The sequence below is a fragment of the Halomicrococcus pelagicus genome (assembly GCF_050954125.1).
The window spans coordinates 63,282-78,384 of the sequence record NZ_JBPBWC010000001.1; the positions used below are offsets into that span (position 1 = coordinate 63,282).

Annotated in this window: 19 protein-coding genes; 11 read left to right on the top strand and 8 right to left on the bottom strand. The window is 68.3% G+C overall.

What is annotated here, in order from left to right; genetic code table 11:
* Positions 1-4 precede the first annotated feature (4 nt).
* The gene (locus tag ACRYA2_RS00375; protein ID WP_433623132.1) at positions 5-1,150 is read right to left on the bottom strand and encodes a DUF373 family protein; all 1,146 of its coding nucleotides are present in this window, start codon (positions 1,148-1,150) and stop codon (positions 5-7) included.
* A gap of 164 nt (positions 1,151-1,314) precedes the next feature.
* Here ACRYA2_RS00375 and ACRYA2_RS00380 point away from each other — a divergent pair, with 164 nt between their 5' ends.
* Positions 1,315-1,473: a hypothetical protein gene (locus ACRYA2_RS00380; RefSeq protein WP_433623134.1), complete on the top strand. Its 159-nt coding sequence runs from the start codon at positions 1,315-1,317 to the stop codon at positions 1,471-1,473.
* Between the two features lie 49 nt (positions 1,474-1,522).
* Here ACRYA2_RS00380 and ACRYA2_RS00385 read toward each other — a convergent pair whose 3' ends face one another.
* Positions 1,523-1,921 carry a PPOX class F420-dependent oxidoreductase gene (locus tag ACRYA2_RS00385; protein WP_433623136.1) on the bottom strand — a complete coding sequence of 133 codons (399 nt, stop codon included), beginning with the start codon at positions 1,919-1,921 and terminating at the stop codon, positions 1,523-1,525.
* Between the two features lie 152 nt (positions 1,922-2,073).
* Between ACRYA2_RS00385 and ACRYA2_RS00390 the strand changes: the two genes are divergently transcribed.
* Genes ACRYA2_RS00390 through ACRYA2_RS00405 form a run of 4 tightly spaced genes read left to right on the top strand, consistent with a single transcriptional unit; the run spans position 2,074 to position 4,039 of the window.
* Positions 2,074-2,337, top strand: a complete 264-nt coding sequence (locus ACRYA2_RS00390; RefSeq protein ID WP_433623138.1) for a MarR family transcriptional regulator — start codon at positions 2,074-2,076, stop codon at positions 2,335-2,337.
* A gap of 49 nt (positions 2,338-2,386) precedes the next feature.
* On the top strand, positions 2,387-3,184 hold the full coding sequence (locus ACRYA2_RS00395; RefSeq protein WP_433623140.1) for an MBL fold metallo-hydrolase: 798 nt from the start codon (positions 2,387-2,389) through the stop codon (positions 3,182-3,184).
* A gap of 26 nt (positions 3,185-3,210) precedes the next feature.
* Complete coding sequence (locus ACRYA2_RS00400) at positions 3,211-3,480, top strand: DUF7520 family protein (RefSeq protein ID WP_433623142.1); 270 nt, start codon at positions 3,211-3,213, stop codon at positions 3,478-3,480.
* A 52-nt stretch (positions 3,481-3,532) separates the two neighbouring features.
* On the top strand, positions 3,533-4,039 hold the full coding sequence (locus tag ACRYA2_RS00405) for a YkgJ family cysteine cluster protein (protein ID WP_433623144.1): 507 nt from the start codon (positions 3,533-3,535) through the stop codon (positions 4,037-4,039).
* Positions 4,040-4,050: 11 nt separating this feature from the next.
* On the opposite strand, the gene ACRYA2_RS00410 is transcribed toward ACRYA2_RS00405, so the two are convergent.
* Entirely contained in the window at positions 4,051-4,500 is a 450-nt protein-coding gene (locus ACRYA2_RS00410) for an acyl-CoA thioesterase (RefSeq protein WP_433623146.1), read from the bottom strand.
* Between the two features lie 120 nt (positions 4,501-4,620).
* On the opposite strand from ACRYA2_RS00410, the gene ACRYA2_RS00415 reads away from it, so the two are divergent.
* Together ACRYA2_RS00415 and ACRYA2_RS00420 are read left to right on the top strand one after the other, a co-directional pair.
* Positions 4,621-5,889, top strand: a complete 1,269-nt coding sequence (locus ACRYA2_RS00415) for an inorganic phosphate transporter (RefSeq protein WP_433623148.1) — start codon at positions 4,621-4,623, stop codon at positions 5,887-5,889.
* Between the two features lie 87 nt (positions 5,890-5,976).
* Positions 5,977-7,047, top strand: a complete 1,071-nt coding sequence (locus ACRYA2_RS00420; RefSeq protein ID WP_113275138.1) for an archaeosine biosynthesis radical SAM protein RaSEA — start codon at positions 5,977-5,979, stop codon at positions 7,045-7,047.
* 1 nt (position 7,048) lies between these two features.
* On the opposite strand, the gene ACRYA2_RS00425 is transcribed toward ACRYA2_RS00420, so the two are convergent.
* Complete coding sequence (locus ACRYA2_RS00425; RefSeq protein WP_433623151.1) at positions 7,049-7,666, bottom strand: hypothetical protein; 618 nt, start codon at positions 7,664-7,666, stop codon at positions 7,049-7,051.
* Positions 7,667-7,905: 239 nt separating this feature from the next.
* Here ACRYA2_RS00425 and ACRYA2_RS00430 point away from each other — a divergent pair, with 239 nt between their 5' ends.
* A complete protein-coding gene (locus ACRYA2_RS00430; protein WP_433623153.1) occupies positions 7,906-8,028 on the top strand; it encodes a hypothetical protein in 123 nt (40 codons plus the stop codon).
* A 146-nt stretch (positions 8,029-8,174) separates the two neighbouring features.
* Here ACRYA2_RS00430 and ACRYA2_RS00435 read toward each other — a convergent pair whose 3' ends face one another.
* Together ACRYA2_RS00435 and ACRYA2_RS00440 are read right to left on the bottom strand one after the other, a co-directional pair.
* Entirely contained in the window at positions 8,175-8,762 is a 588-nt protein-coding gene (locus tag ACRYA2_RS00435) for a DUF6149 family protein (protein ID WP_433623155.1), read from the bottom strand.
* 46 nt (positions 8,763-8,808) lie between these two features.
* A complete protein-coding gene (locus tag ACRYA2_RS00440) occupies positions 8,809-10,131 on the bottom strand; it encodes a tRNA pseudouridine(54/55) synthase Pus10 (RefSeq protein ID WP_433623157.1) in 1,323 nt (440 codons plus the stop codon).
* Between the two features lie 346 nt (positions 10,132-10,477).
* On the opposite strand from ACRYA2_RS00440, the gene ACRYA2_RS00445 reads away from it, so the two are divergent.
* On the top strand, positions 10,478-10,723 hold the full coding sequence (locus tag ACRYA2_RS00445) for a DUF7123 family protein (protein ID WP_433623159.1): 246 nt from the start codon (positions 10,478-10,480) through the stop codon (positions 10,721-10,723).
* 4 nt (positions 10,724-10,727) lie between these two features.
* Here the strand turns inward: ACRYA2_RS00445 and ACRYA2_RS00450 are convergent, their stop codons facing one another.
* Both ACRYA2_RS00450 and ACRYA2_RS00455 read right to left on the bottom strand, forming a co-directional pair.
* Positions 10,728-11,603, bottom strand: coding sequence for a ferritin family protein (locus ACRYA2_RS00450; RefSeq protein WP_433623161.1), 876 nt, complete (start codon positions 11,601-11,603; stop codon positions 10,728-10,730).
* 108 nt (positions 11,604-11,711) lie between these two features.
* Positions 11,712-12,320 carry a winged helix-turn-helix transcriptional regulator gene (locus ACRYA2_RS00455; protein WP_433623163.1) on the bottom strand — a complete coding sequence of 203 codons (609 nt, stop codon included), beginning with the start codon at positions 12,318-12,320 and terminating at the stop codon, positions 11,712-11,714.
* 438 nt (positions 12,321-12,758) lie between these two features.
* Here ACRYA2_RS00455 and ACRYA2_RS00460 point away from each other — a divergent pair, with 438 nt between their 5' ends.
* Together ACRYA2_RS00460 and ACRYA2_RS00465 are read left to right on the top strand one after the other, a co-directional pair.
* Positions 12,759-14,591 (top strand): ATP-binding protein, encoded by a 1,833-nt coding sequence (locus ACRYA2_RS00460; RefSeq protein ID WP_433623165.1) that lies wholly within the window; start codon positions 12,759-12,761, stop codon positions 14,589-14,591.
* A gap of 72 nt (positions 14,592-14,663) precedes the next feature.
* Entirely contained in the window at positions 14,664-15,092 is a 429-nt protein-coding gene (locus ACRYA2_RS00465; RefSeq protein WP_433623167.1) for a universal stress protein, read from the top strand.
* The last annotated feature ends 11 nt before the right edge of the window (positions 15,093-15,103 follow it).

A 15,103-nucleotide genomic window follows, 5' to 3' on the forward strand; every position in this document is an offset into this window, starting at 1 on the left:
CGACCTACTCCACGAGTTCCTCTTCCAGCGTGGTGTCGCTGACGTACGACGCCACGCGGACGCCGACGAGGCTGACGAACACGCCGAGGACGACGTACACCGCCAGCCGCGTACCGGGGTCGAGCGGGAACTCCGGGACGGTCGTCTGCCCGATCTCCAGGTGGGGGACGACGACGGGGTCGATGAGCCCCTGGCTCTGGAGGAAGTACGCCGAGAACCCGCGGACGACGAGGCCGACCGCCAGCACGCCGAACGGGAGGTTGAGGTAGGAGTTGCTCACGCGGTCGTTGCGGATGGCCTCGTCGAGCAGGCGACCGGTGCTGGCGGCGAGCGCGGCCACCGCGAGCCACGGCACGCCCTCGAAGACGAACCCCATCGCCGGCATCAGGTAGCCCTCGCCGGCGCCGAACGACGGCGACGACACCCGCAGTGCGCCGGCGAACACGCCGATGAACGACAGGCCCGCGGCGACGACGTAGGTGACGATGGAGACCCGCCCGGAGTAGAGCGCGTCGCGGGCCTCCGCCGGCAGGTCGCGGAGGTAGTCGCCGATGGCCAGTCCCTTGTAGAGGACGAACAGGCCGATGACGGTCGTGATGGCCGACGTGGCGATGGCGGGGCCCGTCAGCATCAGCAGGATTGGAAAGACGATGAGCGCGATGCCGGTGGGGACGAGCACGGTCTGTCGGAGTTCCTCGTCGGCGAGGAACTGCTTGAGCAGGTAGTACGTCGACTCGATGTCGCGGGCCTGCCGGACGACGACGCGGTCGACGGCGTCGACCCGCACGCGGCTCTCGACGATGGGGACGAGGCGTTCGTCCTCGGCGCTGTCGATGACGATGACGGCCGAGTCCGGCCCGTACTCGGCGACGAGTTCGTCCATCTGCGTGGCGACCGCTCGGTCGGCACCGACGCGCGTCTCGGCGGTGCCGGAGATGACTGCGACCGTGGTCTCCTCGTCGCCGTCCCGCAAGTTACGAGCGACCCGGAGCGTCTCGAGCAGGCAGTTGACGCTGGAGTCCTCCGGGTCCGCGAGTCCGACTTCGGTGACGAGCGACCGGACCGCCTCCCAACCGGCGACCGGCATCGTCAGTCCCGTCTTGCGTCCGATGTCGTCGTTGCGGTCGACGCACACGACCAGTGTGCTCATTCGGTGTTCGAACCCAGACGGTCGGGGGATAAAAATGTCCACGGTACTGGTAGTCGCGACGCGAAACGGCGGCACGTGAAACGGCGGCGGTCCGTCTCGGCCCGTCGACGAACCGGCGCGAAGCGATTTGTACCTGGCGCTCGTAGGTAGTCCGGGAGTTCCAGATGCCGACGTGTAAACACTGCGACAGGGAGTTCGTGGCCGAGGACCTGGTTCGCCACGAACGGGGCCGACTCGTCATCGTTCACTGTCCCGACTGCAAACACGTCGTCGGGACGTACGACCGCCACAGCGGACCGCCGCAGACCGACCGACGACGGTAGCCGACGAGCACCGTGGAGACGGCCGACCGACGCGAGCGATATCGGTCGGCTATCCGCTGGTGACGACGCGGTCCGGCCGTATCTCGATGAGAACGCGGGCCCCGCGCTCTTCGCCGAGGTTCGGATACTCCTCCCGGTCCATGTACCGCCGTGCGAGTTCGTTGATGTGCTCTACCGCCCCGTCCTCGGTCACCTCGTCGACTTCCCCCCGGACGGAGACGTAGCGATAGGGGTCCTCGGGGTCGAACACCGAGATGCCCACCTTCGGATTCTGCCGAACGTTCCGTTCCTTCTGGCGACCGCGGGCGGTGTTGACGAGCACGTGGTCGCCGTCGTAGTCCACCCACACCGGCGTCACCTGCGGCGTCCCGTCCGGCATGACGGTGGCGAAGTTACCGAACGACTTCCGCTCGAACAGATCGTGGAAGGACTCGGGAATTGTCTCCATACGTCCCCAACGACGCCTCCCCTGGAGAAGCTTTCCGCCGGCCAACGCGTCTCTTCGGTAGTTGATGGTGATATTAACACCCTAAAGGACTCCATGTTGTTTGGATACCCATATAGCCAACATTTACCACTCCGCTCGGGAGCAGAGGAAACATGAGCACGACGACGACCAACGACTCTCCCGAAAGCTCTCCCGATTTCCGCGAGCGTCTCCGCGAACTCCCGCCGAGCGCGAAACTGGTCGCCAAGGTCCTGGAGACCGACGCGCCGCTCACGCAGGGCGAACTCGCGGAGGAGTCGCTGCTCCCCGACCGCACCGTCCGCTACGCGCTGAACCGCCTCGAAGAAGTGGACCTCGTCACCTCCCGCCACAGTTTCCGCGACGCGCGCAAGCAGGTCTACATCCTCGACGACTGACCGTTCGCCCTCCGACCGACTTTTTGCTCCCGCCGACCTGACCCCGGCCATGGAGACGATTCCGGTTCCGACGGGGACGTACGCACCGGGCGGAACGACGAACGCCTACCTCGTCGAGAACGCGCTCGTCGACCCGGCCGGTCGCACCGACGACCTGGACCGCGCCGTCGCGGGCCGCGAGGTAGACCACGTGCTCGTCACGCACGCTCACCCGGACCACGTCGGCGGCGTCGCCCACTACGCCAACACCTGCGACGCGACCGTCTGGGCGCGGGCCGGCCGCGAGCGGCGGTTCGCCGACGCTACCGGGGTCGACCCGGACCGGACGTTCCGCGACGGTACGCGGGTCGGTCCCCTCTCGGTCGTCGAGACGCCCGGTCACGCTCCGGACCACGTCGCGCTCCAGTACGACGACGCCGTACTCACGGGCGACCTGGTGGTCGCCGAAGGGAGCGTCGTGGTCGCGGGGAAGCACTCGGCCTCGGACGACGACCACGCCGCGGCGGGCGACGGCGACCTGCGCGCGTACTTCACGTCGCTCCGGCGGCTGTACGCCCGGAACCCCCGCGTGCTCTATCCGGGTCACGGCCCCGCCATCGACGACCCGCGCGCGCAACTCCGGCGGCTGCTCGACCACCGCCTCGCCCGGGAGGCCCGGGTGCGCGACGCCGTCTACGGTGGCGCGCGAACGCTCGCGGAGGTGACCGACGCGGCGTACGACAAGGACCTCGCCGGCGTCCGCGGACTGGCGGAGGCGACCGTGGCCGCACACCTGGAGAAACTCGACGTGGAGGGGAGCGTGTCGTGGAACGGTCGACGCGCGGTCCCGGCGGATAGCAAACGGTAACCGCGGGGAGCGAGTAGGTGGAAACGATGAGCGAACGCATCATCTCCGGTCGCCCCATCTTCCTGGCCGCCGCGGCGACGGTCGTCCTGGCGACCGGCGGACTGGGTTTCGTCGTCGGCACGACCGGTCAGGAGCGCGGCCGGTCGATGGACCTGCTGATTACGCAGTTCCAGATGTCGCCGCTGTCGATGGCGTTGTTCGGGATGGTGCTCACGACGGTCGTCCTCGCGGCGCTGTTCGGCCTGGTCTCGGTCGTGTCGCGGTACGACGAGGCCGCGGGCGGGTCGACGCGATAGGTCCGGGTCCGGAACCGCGAGAACTTTCAGACCGCACCGGCTACCCCTGTCCGTGAGCGCCGACGACAGGCGCGTCGAGGTGTACCCCGGCAAGGAGGCCGTCGTGGAGTTCGACCCGGGGCTGACCTTCGACTGCGTCTCGGAGTGTACGTGGTGCTGTCACCACGGCGTCCTCGTGTACGACCGCGAGTTCCTCGAACTGGCGAAGCGAGCGAACCTGAACGAGGCGACGACCCAGTTCCGCGGCGAGGACTTCGTGGTCCGCGAGGAGAAAGACCACGACCACGCCGGCGAGGACGGCCGGGCCTGCTACTTCCTCCGCGAGGACGGCCTCTGCGAACTCCACGCCGAAGACGACTGGAAGCCGGCGCGCTGTTCGGTGTTCCCGCTCTCGGTGCGCGCCGAGGCGGGCGATATCCACGTCTCCGTCCGGGAGTCGGCCCGGGAGCACTGCGAGGGGATGAACGTTGGCGACCGGAAGGTCGTCGACAACCTGGAGGCGTTCCTCCCCGAGTACCTCTGGGACCTCGACGACCCCGATTCGGAGCGGGAGCTGTAGCGTTCGGGCGGTCAGGAGTGGGAGTGCGGGTCGGCCTCGACGGCGGCCTCCCGCAGTTCGGTCTCGCGGTCGGTTTCGACGGCGAACTCGGGGACCGGCGTCGGTTTCCCGTCGTCGTCGACCGCGACGTAGACGAAGTGCGACTCGGTGGTCTTCTCGCGCTCGCCGGACCGGGGTTCCTCCCGGAAGGCGCTCAGGCGGACCTTCACGCTCGTCCGTCCGGCGTCGTAGACGTACGACTCGATGACGGTCGTGTCGCCGACCGGGATGGGCCGCTGGAAGTCCATGTGGTCGACGCTGGCGGTGACGCAGGTCTCGCCCGCGAAGCGCATCGCCGACATCGCGCCGATCTCGTCCATCCACTTCATCACGACGCCGCCGTGGGCCGTCTCGTAGTTGTTCGCGTGGTTGGGCTGTACGCGCTCACGGTTCTCGATGTACGTGTCCATCAGCGTCGGCATAGCTGACGTTGGTCGCGGGAGGCGTTAGCCGTTTCCGGCCACCGCGACTCGACGGGAACTGTCGAACGTCTTTCAAAAATAGTAGTACCGTCGTCGTCGTACCCCGTCTGGAACCTCTCGATGGTGTCAGCACTGGTCGTCATCGGTCTGCTGGTCGCGGCGTTCGTCGGCTACAACATCGGCGGCTCCTCGACCGGCGTCGCGTTCGGACCGGCGGTCGGCAGTCGCATCGTCGGCAAAGTGACTGCTGCGGCGCTGTTCACCGTCTTCGCCTTCTGGGGCGGGTGGACGGTCGGGCGGAACGTCATCGACACGATGAGCGACGGTATCGTCCCGGCGAGCCAGTTCACGCCCGCGGCGAGCGTCGGCGTGCTCTTTTTCGCCGGGGCGGCGCTCCTGCTGTCGAACCTCTACGGCGTCCCCGCGTCCACGTCGATGACGGCCGTCGGGGCCATCGTCGGACTGGGACTCGCCACGGACACCCTCCGGGAGTCGCTGATGTTCACCATCGTCTCCGCCTGGATCGTCGCGCCGCTCGCCGCGTTCCTCGTCGGCGTCGTCGTCGGTCGGTACCTCTACCCGTATCTCGACGCCCGTATCGCCTTCACGCGCATCGAGGACTCGCTGGTGCAGTTCGACCGCTCGGGGGCGGTGCCGCGCCCGCGCCTGAACGAGAACGCGTCGCCGCGCGACGTCGTCGGCGCGGTGCTCGTCGTCGTCATCGCCTGCTACATGGGGTTCAGCGCGGGCGCGTCGAACGCCGCCAACGCGGTCGCTCCGCTGGTCGGCAACGGCGCGGTGACGATAGAGCAGGGCGTCCTGCTCGCCGTCGCGACCATCGGGCTCGGCGGGTTCACCATCGCGCGCCGGACGCTCGCCACCGTCGGCGACGGCATCACCGATCTCCCCATCCTGGCGGCGCTCGTCGTCTCCATCGTCGGCGCGACCATCATCACCGTGCTCTCGCAACTCGGCATCCCGGCGAGCCTCGCGGTGAGCACGACCTGCTGCATCATCGGTCTCGGGTGGGGGCGGGCGAGTCGCGCGGTCACCCTCGCGGAGGTGGCCGCGACCGCCGCCGACACCGAGGCGGCCACCGACCTCGGCCAGGAACTGACGACGGGTGCGCTCGCGGGTCCCGAAGCCGAGCAGACGACTCCGGAGGGACCGACCGTCGGCACGCTCGCCAGCGGCGAGAGCGCACAGCAGGTCGAGCAGGCCGCGGAGGAGCCGCCGGAGGTACCGCCCATCGGCGAGGAGAAGCTGGACGAACTGACCGCAGAGAGCCTGTTCGACCCGGCGGCGACCAGCCGAATCGTCATCCTCTGGGTGCTCTCGCCGACGCTCTCGGCAGTCGGGTCGTACCTCCTCTTTCTCCTCGTCCTCTGACCCCTTCGCCGCGTTCCGACGCCCGGACGGGCATCGACGCGGGCCGCTCCGAAGGCGCTTTACGCCCGTGGCCGCTTTCGTCAGGTAATGAGCAAGCCGAGTCCGGAGGTCTACGAGCGCGGCAAGGGCATGGACGCCCACAACGAGGTGATGCGGGGCATCCGCGCCCAGAAGGACGCCCAGTACGACCCACACGAACCAACCCGGGTCTGGATAGACGAGGACAACACGCCCGGCGGGGTCTACCAGAGCCTCACCATCATCCTCAACACCGGCGGCTGTCGGTGGGCGCGCGCCGGCGGCTGTACGATGTGCGGCTACGTCGCCGAGTCCGTCGAGGGCGGCAGCGTCACCCACGAGGCGCTGATGGACCAGATAGACGTCTGTCTCGACCACGAGCGGGAGAACGCCGACGAGGAGAGCGGCCTCGTGAAGATATACACCTCCGGGTCGTTCCTCGACGAGCGCGAGGTCGGCGCGGAGACGCGCCGCGCCATCGCCGAGACGTTCGGGGACCGCGAGCGCATCGTCGTCGAGAGCCTCCCGGACTTCGTCGAGCGCGAGAAACTCGCCGACTTCACCGAGCAGGGCCTGGACACGGACGTCGCCATCGGCCTGGAGACCGCGACCGACCGCGTGCGCCACGACTGCGTGAACAAGTACTTCGACTTCGAGGAGTTCGTCGCGGCCAGCGAGGCGGCCGACGAGGCCGGCGCGGGCGTGAAGGCCTACCTCCTCATGAAGCCGCCGTTCCTCTCGGAGTCGGAGGCCATCGAGGACATGAAGTCCTCGGTCCGGCGCTGCGCCGAACACGCCCACACCGTCTCCATGAATCCGACGAACGTCCAGCGGTACACGATGGTCGACGAACTGTACTTCCGGGACGGCTACCGCCCGCCGTGGCTCTGGTCGGTCGCCGAGGTGCTCGAAGACACCGCCGACGCCGACGCCATCGTCGTCTCTGACCCCGTGGGTCACGGCAGCGACCGCGGACCGCACAACTGTGGCGACTGCGACGACAGGGTCCAGAAGGCCATCAAGGACTTCGACCTCCGCCAGGACCCCAGCGTCTTCTCGGAGGTCGACTGCGAGTGCGAGGCGACCTGGGAGGCCGTCGTCGAGCGCGAGACGGCGTACAGCCTGCCGCTGGCCCGCTAGTTCAGACGCCCGTCGACGTGCCGCAGGCCATGTCGGTCGTCACGGAACTCGTGCGTATCTTCTCGCTCGTGACCGCGACGTCGGTCGCCGAGTCGTTGCAGTCGACGTCCGAGTGGCGGACGGTGACGTCCTCCTCCCGGTTGCCGACCAGGGTCGTCAGCCGGTAGTAGTGCCGGCGCTCGCGGAGCGCGACAGCGACCGCGGAACCCGGGTCCAGGGTGACGGACTCCGCCAGCAGCGTCGTCTCGCTTCCAGACGCGCTCCCCATCGCGAGATGCAGTTCGACGGTCAGCATCGCGTCGGTGGCGTTCCACACCCAGACGGGGTGGGGCTTCGGGTCGGCGTCCGGGTCGTCCGTCCCGACCGCGAACGCGCGAGCGGGCGGGCCGTCGAGCGAGACGCCGACGTCGGGGAGCGCCAGGGGGACGCCGCGGTCGAGGTCGGCGGGGTCGACCTCGCGGACCTCGGGGGACGGCGGTTCGGTGGTCGACGTCGCCGTCGTTCCGGTCGCGTCACCGGTCGTCGTCCCGCCCCGGGTCGACCCCGAGGAGAGACAGCCGGCGAGCGCGACCGCCGCGGCGCTTCCGCAAGTGGCGAGGAGGCTTCGTCTGGAGGGCATGCGCGCAACGTCGTCGTAATCCGACAAGTACCTTCTGCCGATACCTCCGTCGCGCTCGTCCGGAAACGGTCGAAGCGACCGATTGTGCGGTCGTTTAGGAGTGCTTTCGCGGACTAGGCTCGTCCTACCAACGTGATACGCTCCGGATAACTAAGGACGGTTCCGTCGACGGGTCGACCGGGTGACGCGTCGACTGTGACGGCTCCCCACGCGCCGGACGCACGGTCGACGCCTCCACGATGACAAGTGAACGGAACCAGTGTGAAACCGTCTTCTGCTCGGACGGGTGGGTCGAGATCCGCGACCCCGACCGCGGCGAGCGGTGGATAGCGACCGACACGCCGGCGGAGGTACAACGGTGAGCGTCGCAGGGCCCATCGTGGTCTGGCCCGTCCTCCTCGTCCTGGTCTGGGGACTCGTCGTCGGCGTCGTCTGGTCGCTCCTCGCCGCGCACGGGCGGCGGTCGGCGTAGTCCGTCGCGCGCGAGGGACCCGGCGCTCGCGGTAGCCTACGCGTCGTCCTCGTCGACGCCCGGAGCGTTGTCGACGCTCACGTCCGCCGGTTCTTCCTGCCCGCCGACGCGGAGTTCGCCGTCGTCGCCCTCGACGTACACGTCGTCCGCGAACCCGCCCTCGGCGTAGGGGTGTTCGGGGTCGTCCAGTTTCTCGGGCGTCGACGGCGCGTCCGGAATCCCGCCCGCCGGTTCGAACTCGCCGAGCGGGTCGGCGATAGTGATGCCGTGGCGCTCGAAGAAGGTCTCGTAGCGCTCGTAATGCTCGTCGAGTTCGTCGCCGGGGAACTCCATCATCTCCGTCCAGCCGTGGTTGTAGAAGTCGAAGTTCGCCTGGACGTGGGTTATCTCCCGCGCTTCCGCCTCGGGTGCGCCCTCCTGGAGCGCGGTGAGATAAGTGTCCATCGTCGCGTCGAAGAAGGCGTCCAAGTGCTCGCGGCGCTCCTCGCGGTGGTCCTCGTCGGCTCGTTCGAGGAAGATGTCGGTGTGCATGTCGACGAGTTTGTCGTTGACCACGTCGCCGACGACCGGCAGTTCCAGCGCCTTCTTCGAGGCCCAGTGGCGGACGTTCTGGCGGATCTTCATGTGCGAACCTCGGGCCGCGACGGCCTTCAACGTCCCGGCTTCCGCTCTACTCCCGCAGGTACTCGGGGTCGTCGAACGGTTCGTCCTCGCCCTCGACGGCGACCACGTCGAGCGCCGTCACCTCCGCGCCGACGCCGAGCAGTCCGGCGAGGCTCGGTTCGGTCCGTCCGTCGTCGCCGCTGACGAGTTCCTTCACGTACAGACCGCCCTCGCCGTGGACCTCTAGTTCGGCGTGGCGCTCGTCCTCCAGGTGGCCGTCTATCTCGTACACGGTCCGCTCGCGGGTCCGGGCGGCGCGGCGGTGGTCGACGCGGTTCGGCGTGTACTGCTCGACCGTCGTCCCGTCGAGTTCCGCGACGGCGTCCGCCAGGTCCGACTCCGAGACGGGCGCGTCGAACTCGACGTCCATCCGGTAGGTCTTGCTCGCGTCGAGTTCCTTCACGCGCTCGACCATCTCGTGGGTGGCGAGCGCGAGGTCCTCGACTTCGGCCTCGCCGTCCGCGAACTCGTTTATCTCCCGCTGGAGTTCGTCCGCGTCGGGCGTTCGACTGCGGGGGCGCTTGACCTCGACGACGAACGGTCGCCCCGTCCCCAGCATCAGGGCGTCCACGTCCTCGCGTCCCGCCCCGTGGAAGACCGCCTCGTCGCCGTCCATCGCCTCGCGGATGGGCGGCGTCGTCAGCTGTTCGACGCTCTCGTCGTACATGTAGCCCGAGCCGCCGCAGTGGTCGCAAGGCTCCTCGCCGCCTCCCTCGGCCAGCTGTTTGCCCGTCCCGCCGCACTCCCGACAGGGCCACTCCGTCTGCGGGATGTCGCGCTCCAACTTGCGGTAGCGGCCGTAGACGAACGCCGGGTTGACCTGCACGTCGACGGCGTGCGAAGAGAGGTCGCCCTCCCGGCTGGCCGCCTCGAGGTCGAGCAGCGCGAGCACGTCGGGTCGCTCGAAGTCGACCTCCGTGTCGGTGAGTCGGCCGACGCGCTTGCCGACCTCGCGGTTGAACTCCGACTTGAACGGCTCGCCCGCGTCCTCGGGGAGGTCGGCCGCCTCGCGGAGCAGTCGCTCGTTCTCCTCGACGAGCGGCGGGACGCGCGTCCCGACCTGATACGTCTCGAAGTCGACGTCCGCCAGTTGCTCGGCGACGGTCTCTGCCCACTCGTCGAACCGGTCGGTCTGGCCCTCGCAGACCCAGCACTGCTCGTCCGGCTCCTCGAAGTCCTCGTCGTCGTCGAGCGCCACCGCGACCCGGAGGGCGTGCCCCCGGTCGCGGTTCGTCAGGCCGAAGCTCCGGTCGGCGAACGGCCGGCCGAGACAGGGGTCACAGACCGGGCCCTCGGCGACGACCCGTCTGGCTGCGTCGAGTACGTCCATGTCGGTGTCGAGGTCTCCCCCGCGTAAACCGGTTTTCGATTCGCACGAACGGACTCGCGGTCGAAGCGATGCGAGACGACCGTCGCTCGACCGACCGGGGCGAATCTAGACGACCGTCGCTCGACCGACCTCCCCGCGCGACCGCCGAGCGTTCGCCGGCCCTGTCAGGACGCAGACGACCGGAGTCGACCGTCCGGAAGACCCCGATGTACCGTTTTACTCACCGTACCAACGGCGACCGTCGCGGCGGTTCTATTCACGTCCAATCGGCGAGAAAACGCATGACAGCGGCGAGTTAACTGCGCGTACCAAATCCACTAAGGCTGCATCTCTTCTCTACGTAGATATGAGTACGACCACCACCGCTTCCGCGTCCGCGACCACCCTCACCGACAAACAGCAGCGCATCCTCCAGTATCTCCGCGAGAACGGCGACACCCGGACGTACTTCAAGTCCCGACTCATCGGCGAGGACCTCGGCCTCACCGCCAAGGAGGTCGGGGCGAACATGACCGCCATCGCCGAAGGCGACTTCGACGTCGACGTCGAGAAGTGGGGCTACTCCTCCTCGACGACGTGGAAGGTCGTCTAGGGCACTACTCGACGCTCGTCAACGCGTCCACGTCCGGAATCTCCGCGTCCGCCGCCGTTATTTGTTCCATCCGCTGGGCGTGTTTCTCGCCGGCGTAGGCGACCAGTTCGTCGGGCGACGGCCCCGGCCCCTCCGCGTCGCGCTCGGGGATGCTCGCCCGGACGAGCGGGAGCAGTTCCCCGACGGTGTCGTGCAGGTGCGCCGCGTCCACCCGGCCGCTCTCGACGAGTTCCCGTAGTTTCGCCATCCCGAACCCCACGTGGCGGCCCTCGTCGCCCCTGACCTTCGTCAGCCCGGCGACGAGACCCGGGAGGTGCGGAAGCTCGGGATGGGTGTCCGCGTCGTAGGCTCGCGTCAGCCCGTAGTACCCCGTCTGAGCCAGAACCCCTTCGATGGTGAGGTGGTAGTGGCAGTACGCCGTCGCCCGGCGCTCCGGCGCGTCGTCGTCCAGCAGGGCGGTCATCGCCGCCGCGTTGCGCTCGAACAGTTCGTCGTACTCGTCGTTGAACCAGCGGTCGTCCGCGGGCGAGGACGGGGCCAGTCCCCGGCGTTCCTCCTCGGGCCGGACGACCTCGCGCCAGTAACGGTCGAAGAAGTCCGTGTGCTTGGCCTCCTCGTACAGCTGTGTGGTCACGAACATCTCGTCTTCCAGGTCGTCCAGCACGACCGAGAGCGGCGCGAGGTCCTCCGTCACCGACTCCTCCCCCGCGCCGAACCGGGCGACGGTGCGGCGGAAGGCGTCGAACGCCTCCCTGTCGAACTCGGCGAGTTCGGCCCCGTCGTCGTCCAGGTCGACGTCGTGCGGGTCCCAGTGACGCTCGACCGCGTTCCGGTAGTAGCGATACGACCGCGTTTCGGGGTCCATCTGGAGGTCGGTCATCGTTTCGACGTGGCTCCGAACGACCATCAGTGTATCCCGGTTCGACGGGAGAACGCACGGGACGTCGGCGAACGCGGGGTTCGTCGCGAGCGCGAGACGCCCGCCGGTTCAGGGGTCGAAGGAGATGAGGCCGGCCGCCTCGGTGGCGAACGTCTCCGCGTTCGCGTCGAAGGAGTCGGCGTAGCGGACGAGCAGCGTGATGAGGGTCTCCGGGCGCTCGACGGCGTAGCCGCCCTCCCGGGAGAGCAGTCCCATCTCCTCCAGGTCGGCGGCGTGCTTGCTCACCGTCGCCCGCGAGACGTCCAGCGCGTCGGCGAGGTCGCCGCCCGTCGCCGACGGGTCGCGCAGCAACTCGACGATCATCCCGCGCGGGGTGTCCCGGCGGAGGTACGAGAGCGCCACCTGCTCGAACGCCGAGAACTGGTCGGCGGGGAAAAAGCGCCGGTAGTCGCCGTCTCGGTGGCTCTCGACGACGCCGGTCTCGACCAGTCGGCGAAGGTGGTGCTGGGTCTCGCCGGTGCCGAGTTGCAGGTCGTCGCGCACCTTCGAGAAGTGCGCACCCGGCGTCGTGGCGACGTAGCCCGCGATGGCGTCGGGCACGTCGCTACGCTCGCTGTCGCGGTCGGCGAGTTTCGTCAGCGGCGCTGCCGCGCCGAGCGCCGCGAAGCGTCTGAGCGTCGCGCGCTTATTTTCATCGACGTTGCCGGGCTCAACCATCTACGATTCAATACGATTGGGTGCCCTAAAACAGCTTCGCTCGTCGCTGTGTCGCTTTCGTTCGGGCGCAATCGGCTGCCCCGACCGCCGGCTCGTCCCGAACCTTGCTGATTATTGGCAGATTCTATGGCCGTTAGATTTAGTACGTCGCTGGAATTGTTTCCCGATGGCAGCAGAAGGACACGGGGCGTCGGCGCGCTTTCGCCGTCGTCCCACCGTGCGCCGTCCTGCTGTCGTGGTCGGTCCGGCGGTGCCGTGGGCTCTGGTGGCGTGCTGGCCTCTCGCCAGGTGTGTCAACCACGCCCACCACGAAAGTCCGTCTTCCGGGCCGAACCGACACCCGTGCCGTCCGTTCTATCGACTCCGTAACGAGCGCGAGAACAGCGTCCGCCGTGCGCGTGCGAAAAGCGTTTGACGTGTGACCGAGATGAGCGGAGCGTGAGCGACCTCGACGACTTCGCCAACTACGGGGGCGACGACGCTGACGACGCGGACGACGCCAGCGCTGACGCCAGTGCGGACGACGGCAGCACGGACGACGGAAGCGAACGCCGGTCGTTCGAGCGGATGGACACCGACCCGACGGGTCGCGACCGGGGTATCGGTCACCTCGCGGTCTCGGAGGGGTTGTCCATCGGCGAGGCCGACGACGACGACTGCCTCCGGGCGTACGTGACCGCCCCGAACCGTGGCGACGTCCGGGTCGGCAAGTACCTGCTCGTGCCGTACCTCGACGACGAGAAACTGTTCTGCCGCGTCACCGCGCTGGAGTACGCCCAGGAGTACCGCAGCGACGACGCCACCGAGATTCACGCCCGGCGGGCGATGCGCCGGGACGACGTCGAGGAGACCGACTACAAGTTCGTGGCGTCGCTCGACCCCGTCGCGGTGCTGTACGAGGACGACGGCGAACTCAAGCGCCGGATGACCGACCGCGTGCCGAAGCCCGAGACGACGGTGCGGCAGGCTGACGACCAGGCCGACATCAAGACCGGGCTGAAGATACCGACCGAGGGGGTCTTCCTCGGCCACCTCGCGGTCGGCGGCGAGAAGGTCCGCACCGCCGCGGAGCCGCCGACCATCGACTACCGCGTCAAGGACGACTACAGCGAGGGCGACCCGCTCGTCTTCCGGCACACGCTCGTCGCGGGCGGAACCGGCTCCGGCAAGACCCACGGTACGAAGAACGTCCTCCGCCAGTACCTCGCCGACGAGCGTACGTACCCCGTCGAGAGCGGCGGCGACCGCGAGCGCCGGATGGCGGTCGTGCAGTTCGACCCGCAGGACGAGTACGCCCAGATGCACGACGACAACCCCGAGGTCACGCGCGACGACGAGCGCGCCTGGGAGCGCGAGAACGTCGCCCACGGCGGTCACGAAGACACGACCGCGTTCGTTCCGAAGGTCGACGGCGTCACCTACGCGGCCGACCACCACCGCGCCGAGCAGGTGGAGTTCACCGTCCCGTTCTCGATGGTACGGTCGAACCCGTGGCTCATCGCGGGTGCCAGCCTGAACGACAACCAGTACAACGCGCTCCAGCTCCTCCTGGGGCGGTTCTTCGACCGGCACGGGTCGTCGGGGACGTACCGCCAGTTCAGGGACTTCCTCGACGACCCGGCGCTCCGCGAGGAACTCGACGAGAACGGACGCGTCCACGAGGCCACCTTCAACGCGGTGAAACGACGCGCGGTCAACCCTACGTTCCAGAACGTCTTCGACCAGGACGCCCGCCCGCTGACCGACCTCGTCAAGCAGTTCGTCCGTCCCGGCGGGCTGACGGTCGTCCCGACGTACCACGTCAACAGCACGCGGGCGACGGAGATGATAGTGCTCGCGGTGTCGAGTCTCCTCATCGACGAGAAGCTGTCGAACGCGCCGCGGTTCGACCGCATCAAGGAGACGCCGCTCGTCGTCGGGATGGACGAGGCGCACAACTTCCTCTCGGACGCCGACAGCGTCCAGGCCCGGAAGGTCGTCGGGAAGTTCACCGAGGCGGCGAAGCAGGGTCGCAAGGAGCGTCTCGGCCTCTTCCTCGTCACGCAGGACCCCCAGGACGTCGCCGAACCGGTGTTCAAGCAGATTAACACGACCGTGGTCCTCAACCTCGGCGACGAGGACGCCATCAAGAGCGTCAACATCCCGGCGAATCTCGAACGGAAGGTCCCCTACATGGAGAAGGGACAGATGGTCGTCTACTCGCCGGACAACTCCGAGCCGGTCGAACTCGTCGGCCTCTCGAAGTGCGTCACCCGCCACGGTCGGGACTGACCGACCGCCGTCCCCGGTCGACGCGCCGGCGAGACCGATGCTTCGATATATCGAGAGATAGTAGTGTCGACCATGACCAAGCGCGTACTCGTTCCGATCGACGGTTCCCGGCAGTCGACGAAGGCGCTCGAACACGCGCTGACCGAGTTCGAGGACGCCGAAATCGAGGTCCTGAACGTCATCGACCCCATCGACGTGGGGTACAGTTCGACGGTCGGGATGCCGGGCTACTCCGAGGAGTGGTACGAGGAGTCCAAGGAGAACGCCGAACGACTGTTCGAGGAGGCCCAGGAACTGGCCGACGAGCACGGCGTGACGCTGTCGACGGCGACAGAACTCGGCCGTCCCTCGCAGGTCATCGTCGAGTTCGCCGACGAGAACGACCTCGACCAGATCGTCATGGGGAGCCACGGTCGGTCGGGCGTCTCGCGCATCCTGCTCGGTAGCGTCGCAGAGACCGTCGTCCGGCGGTCGCCCGTGCCCGTGACCGTCGTCCGCTAGGAGCGCCGTCG

Excerpts from the sequence above, each read along its gene's own strand:
- ACRYA2_RS00375 (WP_433623132.1), bottom strand. The coding sequence starts at position 1,150 with ATGAGCACACTGGTCGTGTGCGTCGACCGCAACGACGACATCGGACGC.
- ACRYA2_RS00380 (WP_433623134.1), top strand. The coding sequence starts at position 1,315 with ATGCCGACGTGTAAACACTGCGACAGGGAGTTCGTGGCCGAGGACCTG.
- ACRYA2_RS00385 (WP_433623136.1), bottom strand. The coding sequence starts at position 1,921 with ATGGAGACAATTCCCGAGTCCTTCCACGATCTGTTCGAGCGGAAGTCG.
- ACRYA2_RS00390 (WP_433623138.1), top strand. The coding sequence starts at position 2,074 with ATGAGCACGACGACGACCAACGACTCTCCCGAAAGCTCTCCCGATTTC.
- ACRYA2_RS00395 (WP_433623140.1), top strand. The coding sequence starts at position 2,387 with ATGGAGACGATTCCGGTTCCGACGGGGACGTACGCACCGGGCGGAACG.
- ACRYA2_RS00400 (WP_433623142.1), top strand. The coding sequence starts at position 3,211 with ATGAGCGAACGCATCATCTCCGGTCGCCCCATCTTCCTGGCCGCCGCG.
- ACRYA2_RS00410 (WP_433623146.1), bottom strand. The coding sequence starts at position 4,500 with ATGCCGACGCTGATGGACACGTACATCGAGAACCGTGAGCGCGTACAG.
- ACRYA2_RS00415 (WP_433623148.1), top strand. The coding sequence starts at position 4,621 with ATGGTGTCAGCACTGGTCGTCATCGGTCTGCTGGTCGCGGCGTTCGTC.
- ACRYA2_RS00420 (WP_113275138.1), top strand. The coding sequence starts at position 5,977 with ATGAGCAAGCCGAGTCCGGAGGTCTACGAGCGCGGCAAGGGCATGGAC.
- ACRYA2_RS00425 (WP_433623151.1), bottom strand. The coding sequence starts at position 7,666 with ATGCCCTCCAGACGAAGCCTCCTCGCCACTTGCGGAAGCGCCGCGGCG.
- ACRYA2_RS00430 (WP_433623153.1), top strand. The coding sequence starts at position 7,906 with ATGACAAGTGAACGGAACCAGTGTGAAACCGTCTTCTGCTCGGACGGG.
- ACRYA2_RS00435 (WP_433623155.1), bottom strand. The coding sequence starts at position 8,762 with ATGAAGATCCGCCAGAACGTCCGCCACTGGGCCTCGAAGAAGGCGCTG.
- ACRYA2_RS00440 (WP_433623157.1), bottom strand. The coding sequence starts at position 10,131 with ATGGACGTACTCGACGCAGCCAGACGGGTCGTCGCCGAGGGCCCGGTC.
- ACRYA2_RS00445 (WP_433623159.1), top strand. The coding sequence starts at position 10,478 with ATGAGTACGACCACCACCGCTTCCGCGTCCGCGACCACCCTCACCGAC.
- ACRYA2_RS00450 (WP_433623161.1), bottom strand. The coding sequence starts at position 11,603 with ATGACCGACCTCCAGATGGACCCCGAAACGCGGTCGTATCGCTACTAC.
- ACRYA2_RS00455 (WP_433623163.1), bottom strand. The coding sequence starts at position 12,320 with ATGGTTGAGCCCGGCAACGTCGATGAAAATAAGCGCGCGACGCTCAGA.
- ACRYA2_RS00465 (WP_433623167.1), top strand. The coding sequence starts at position 14,664 with ATGACCAAGCGCGTACTCGTTCCGATCGACGGTTCCCGGCAGTCGACG.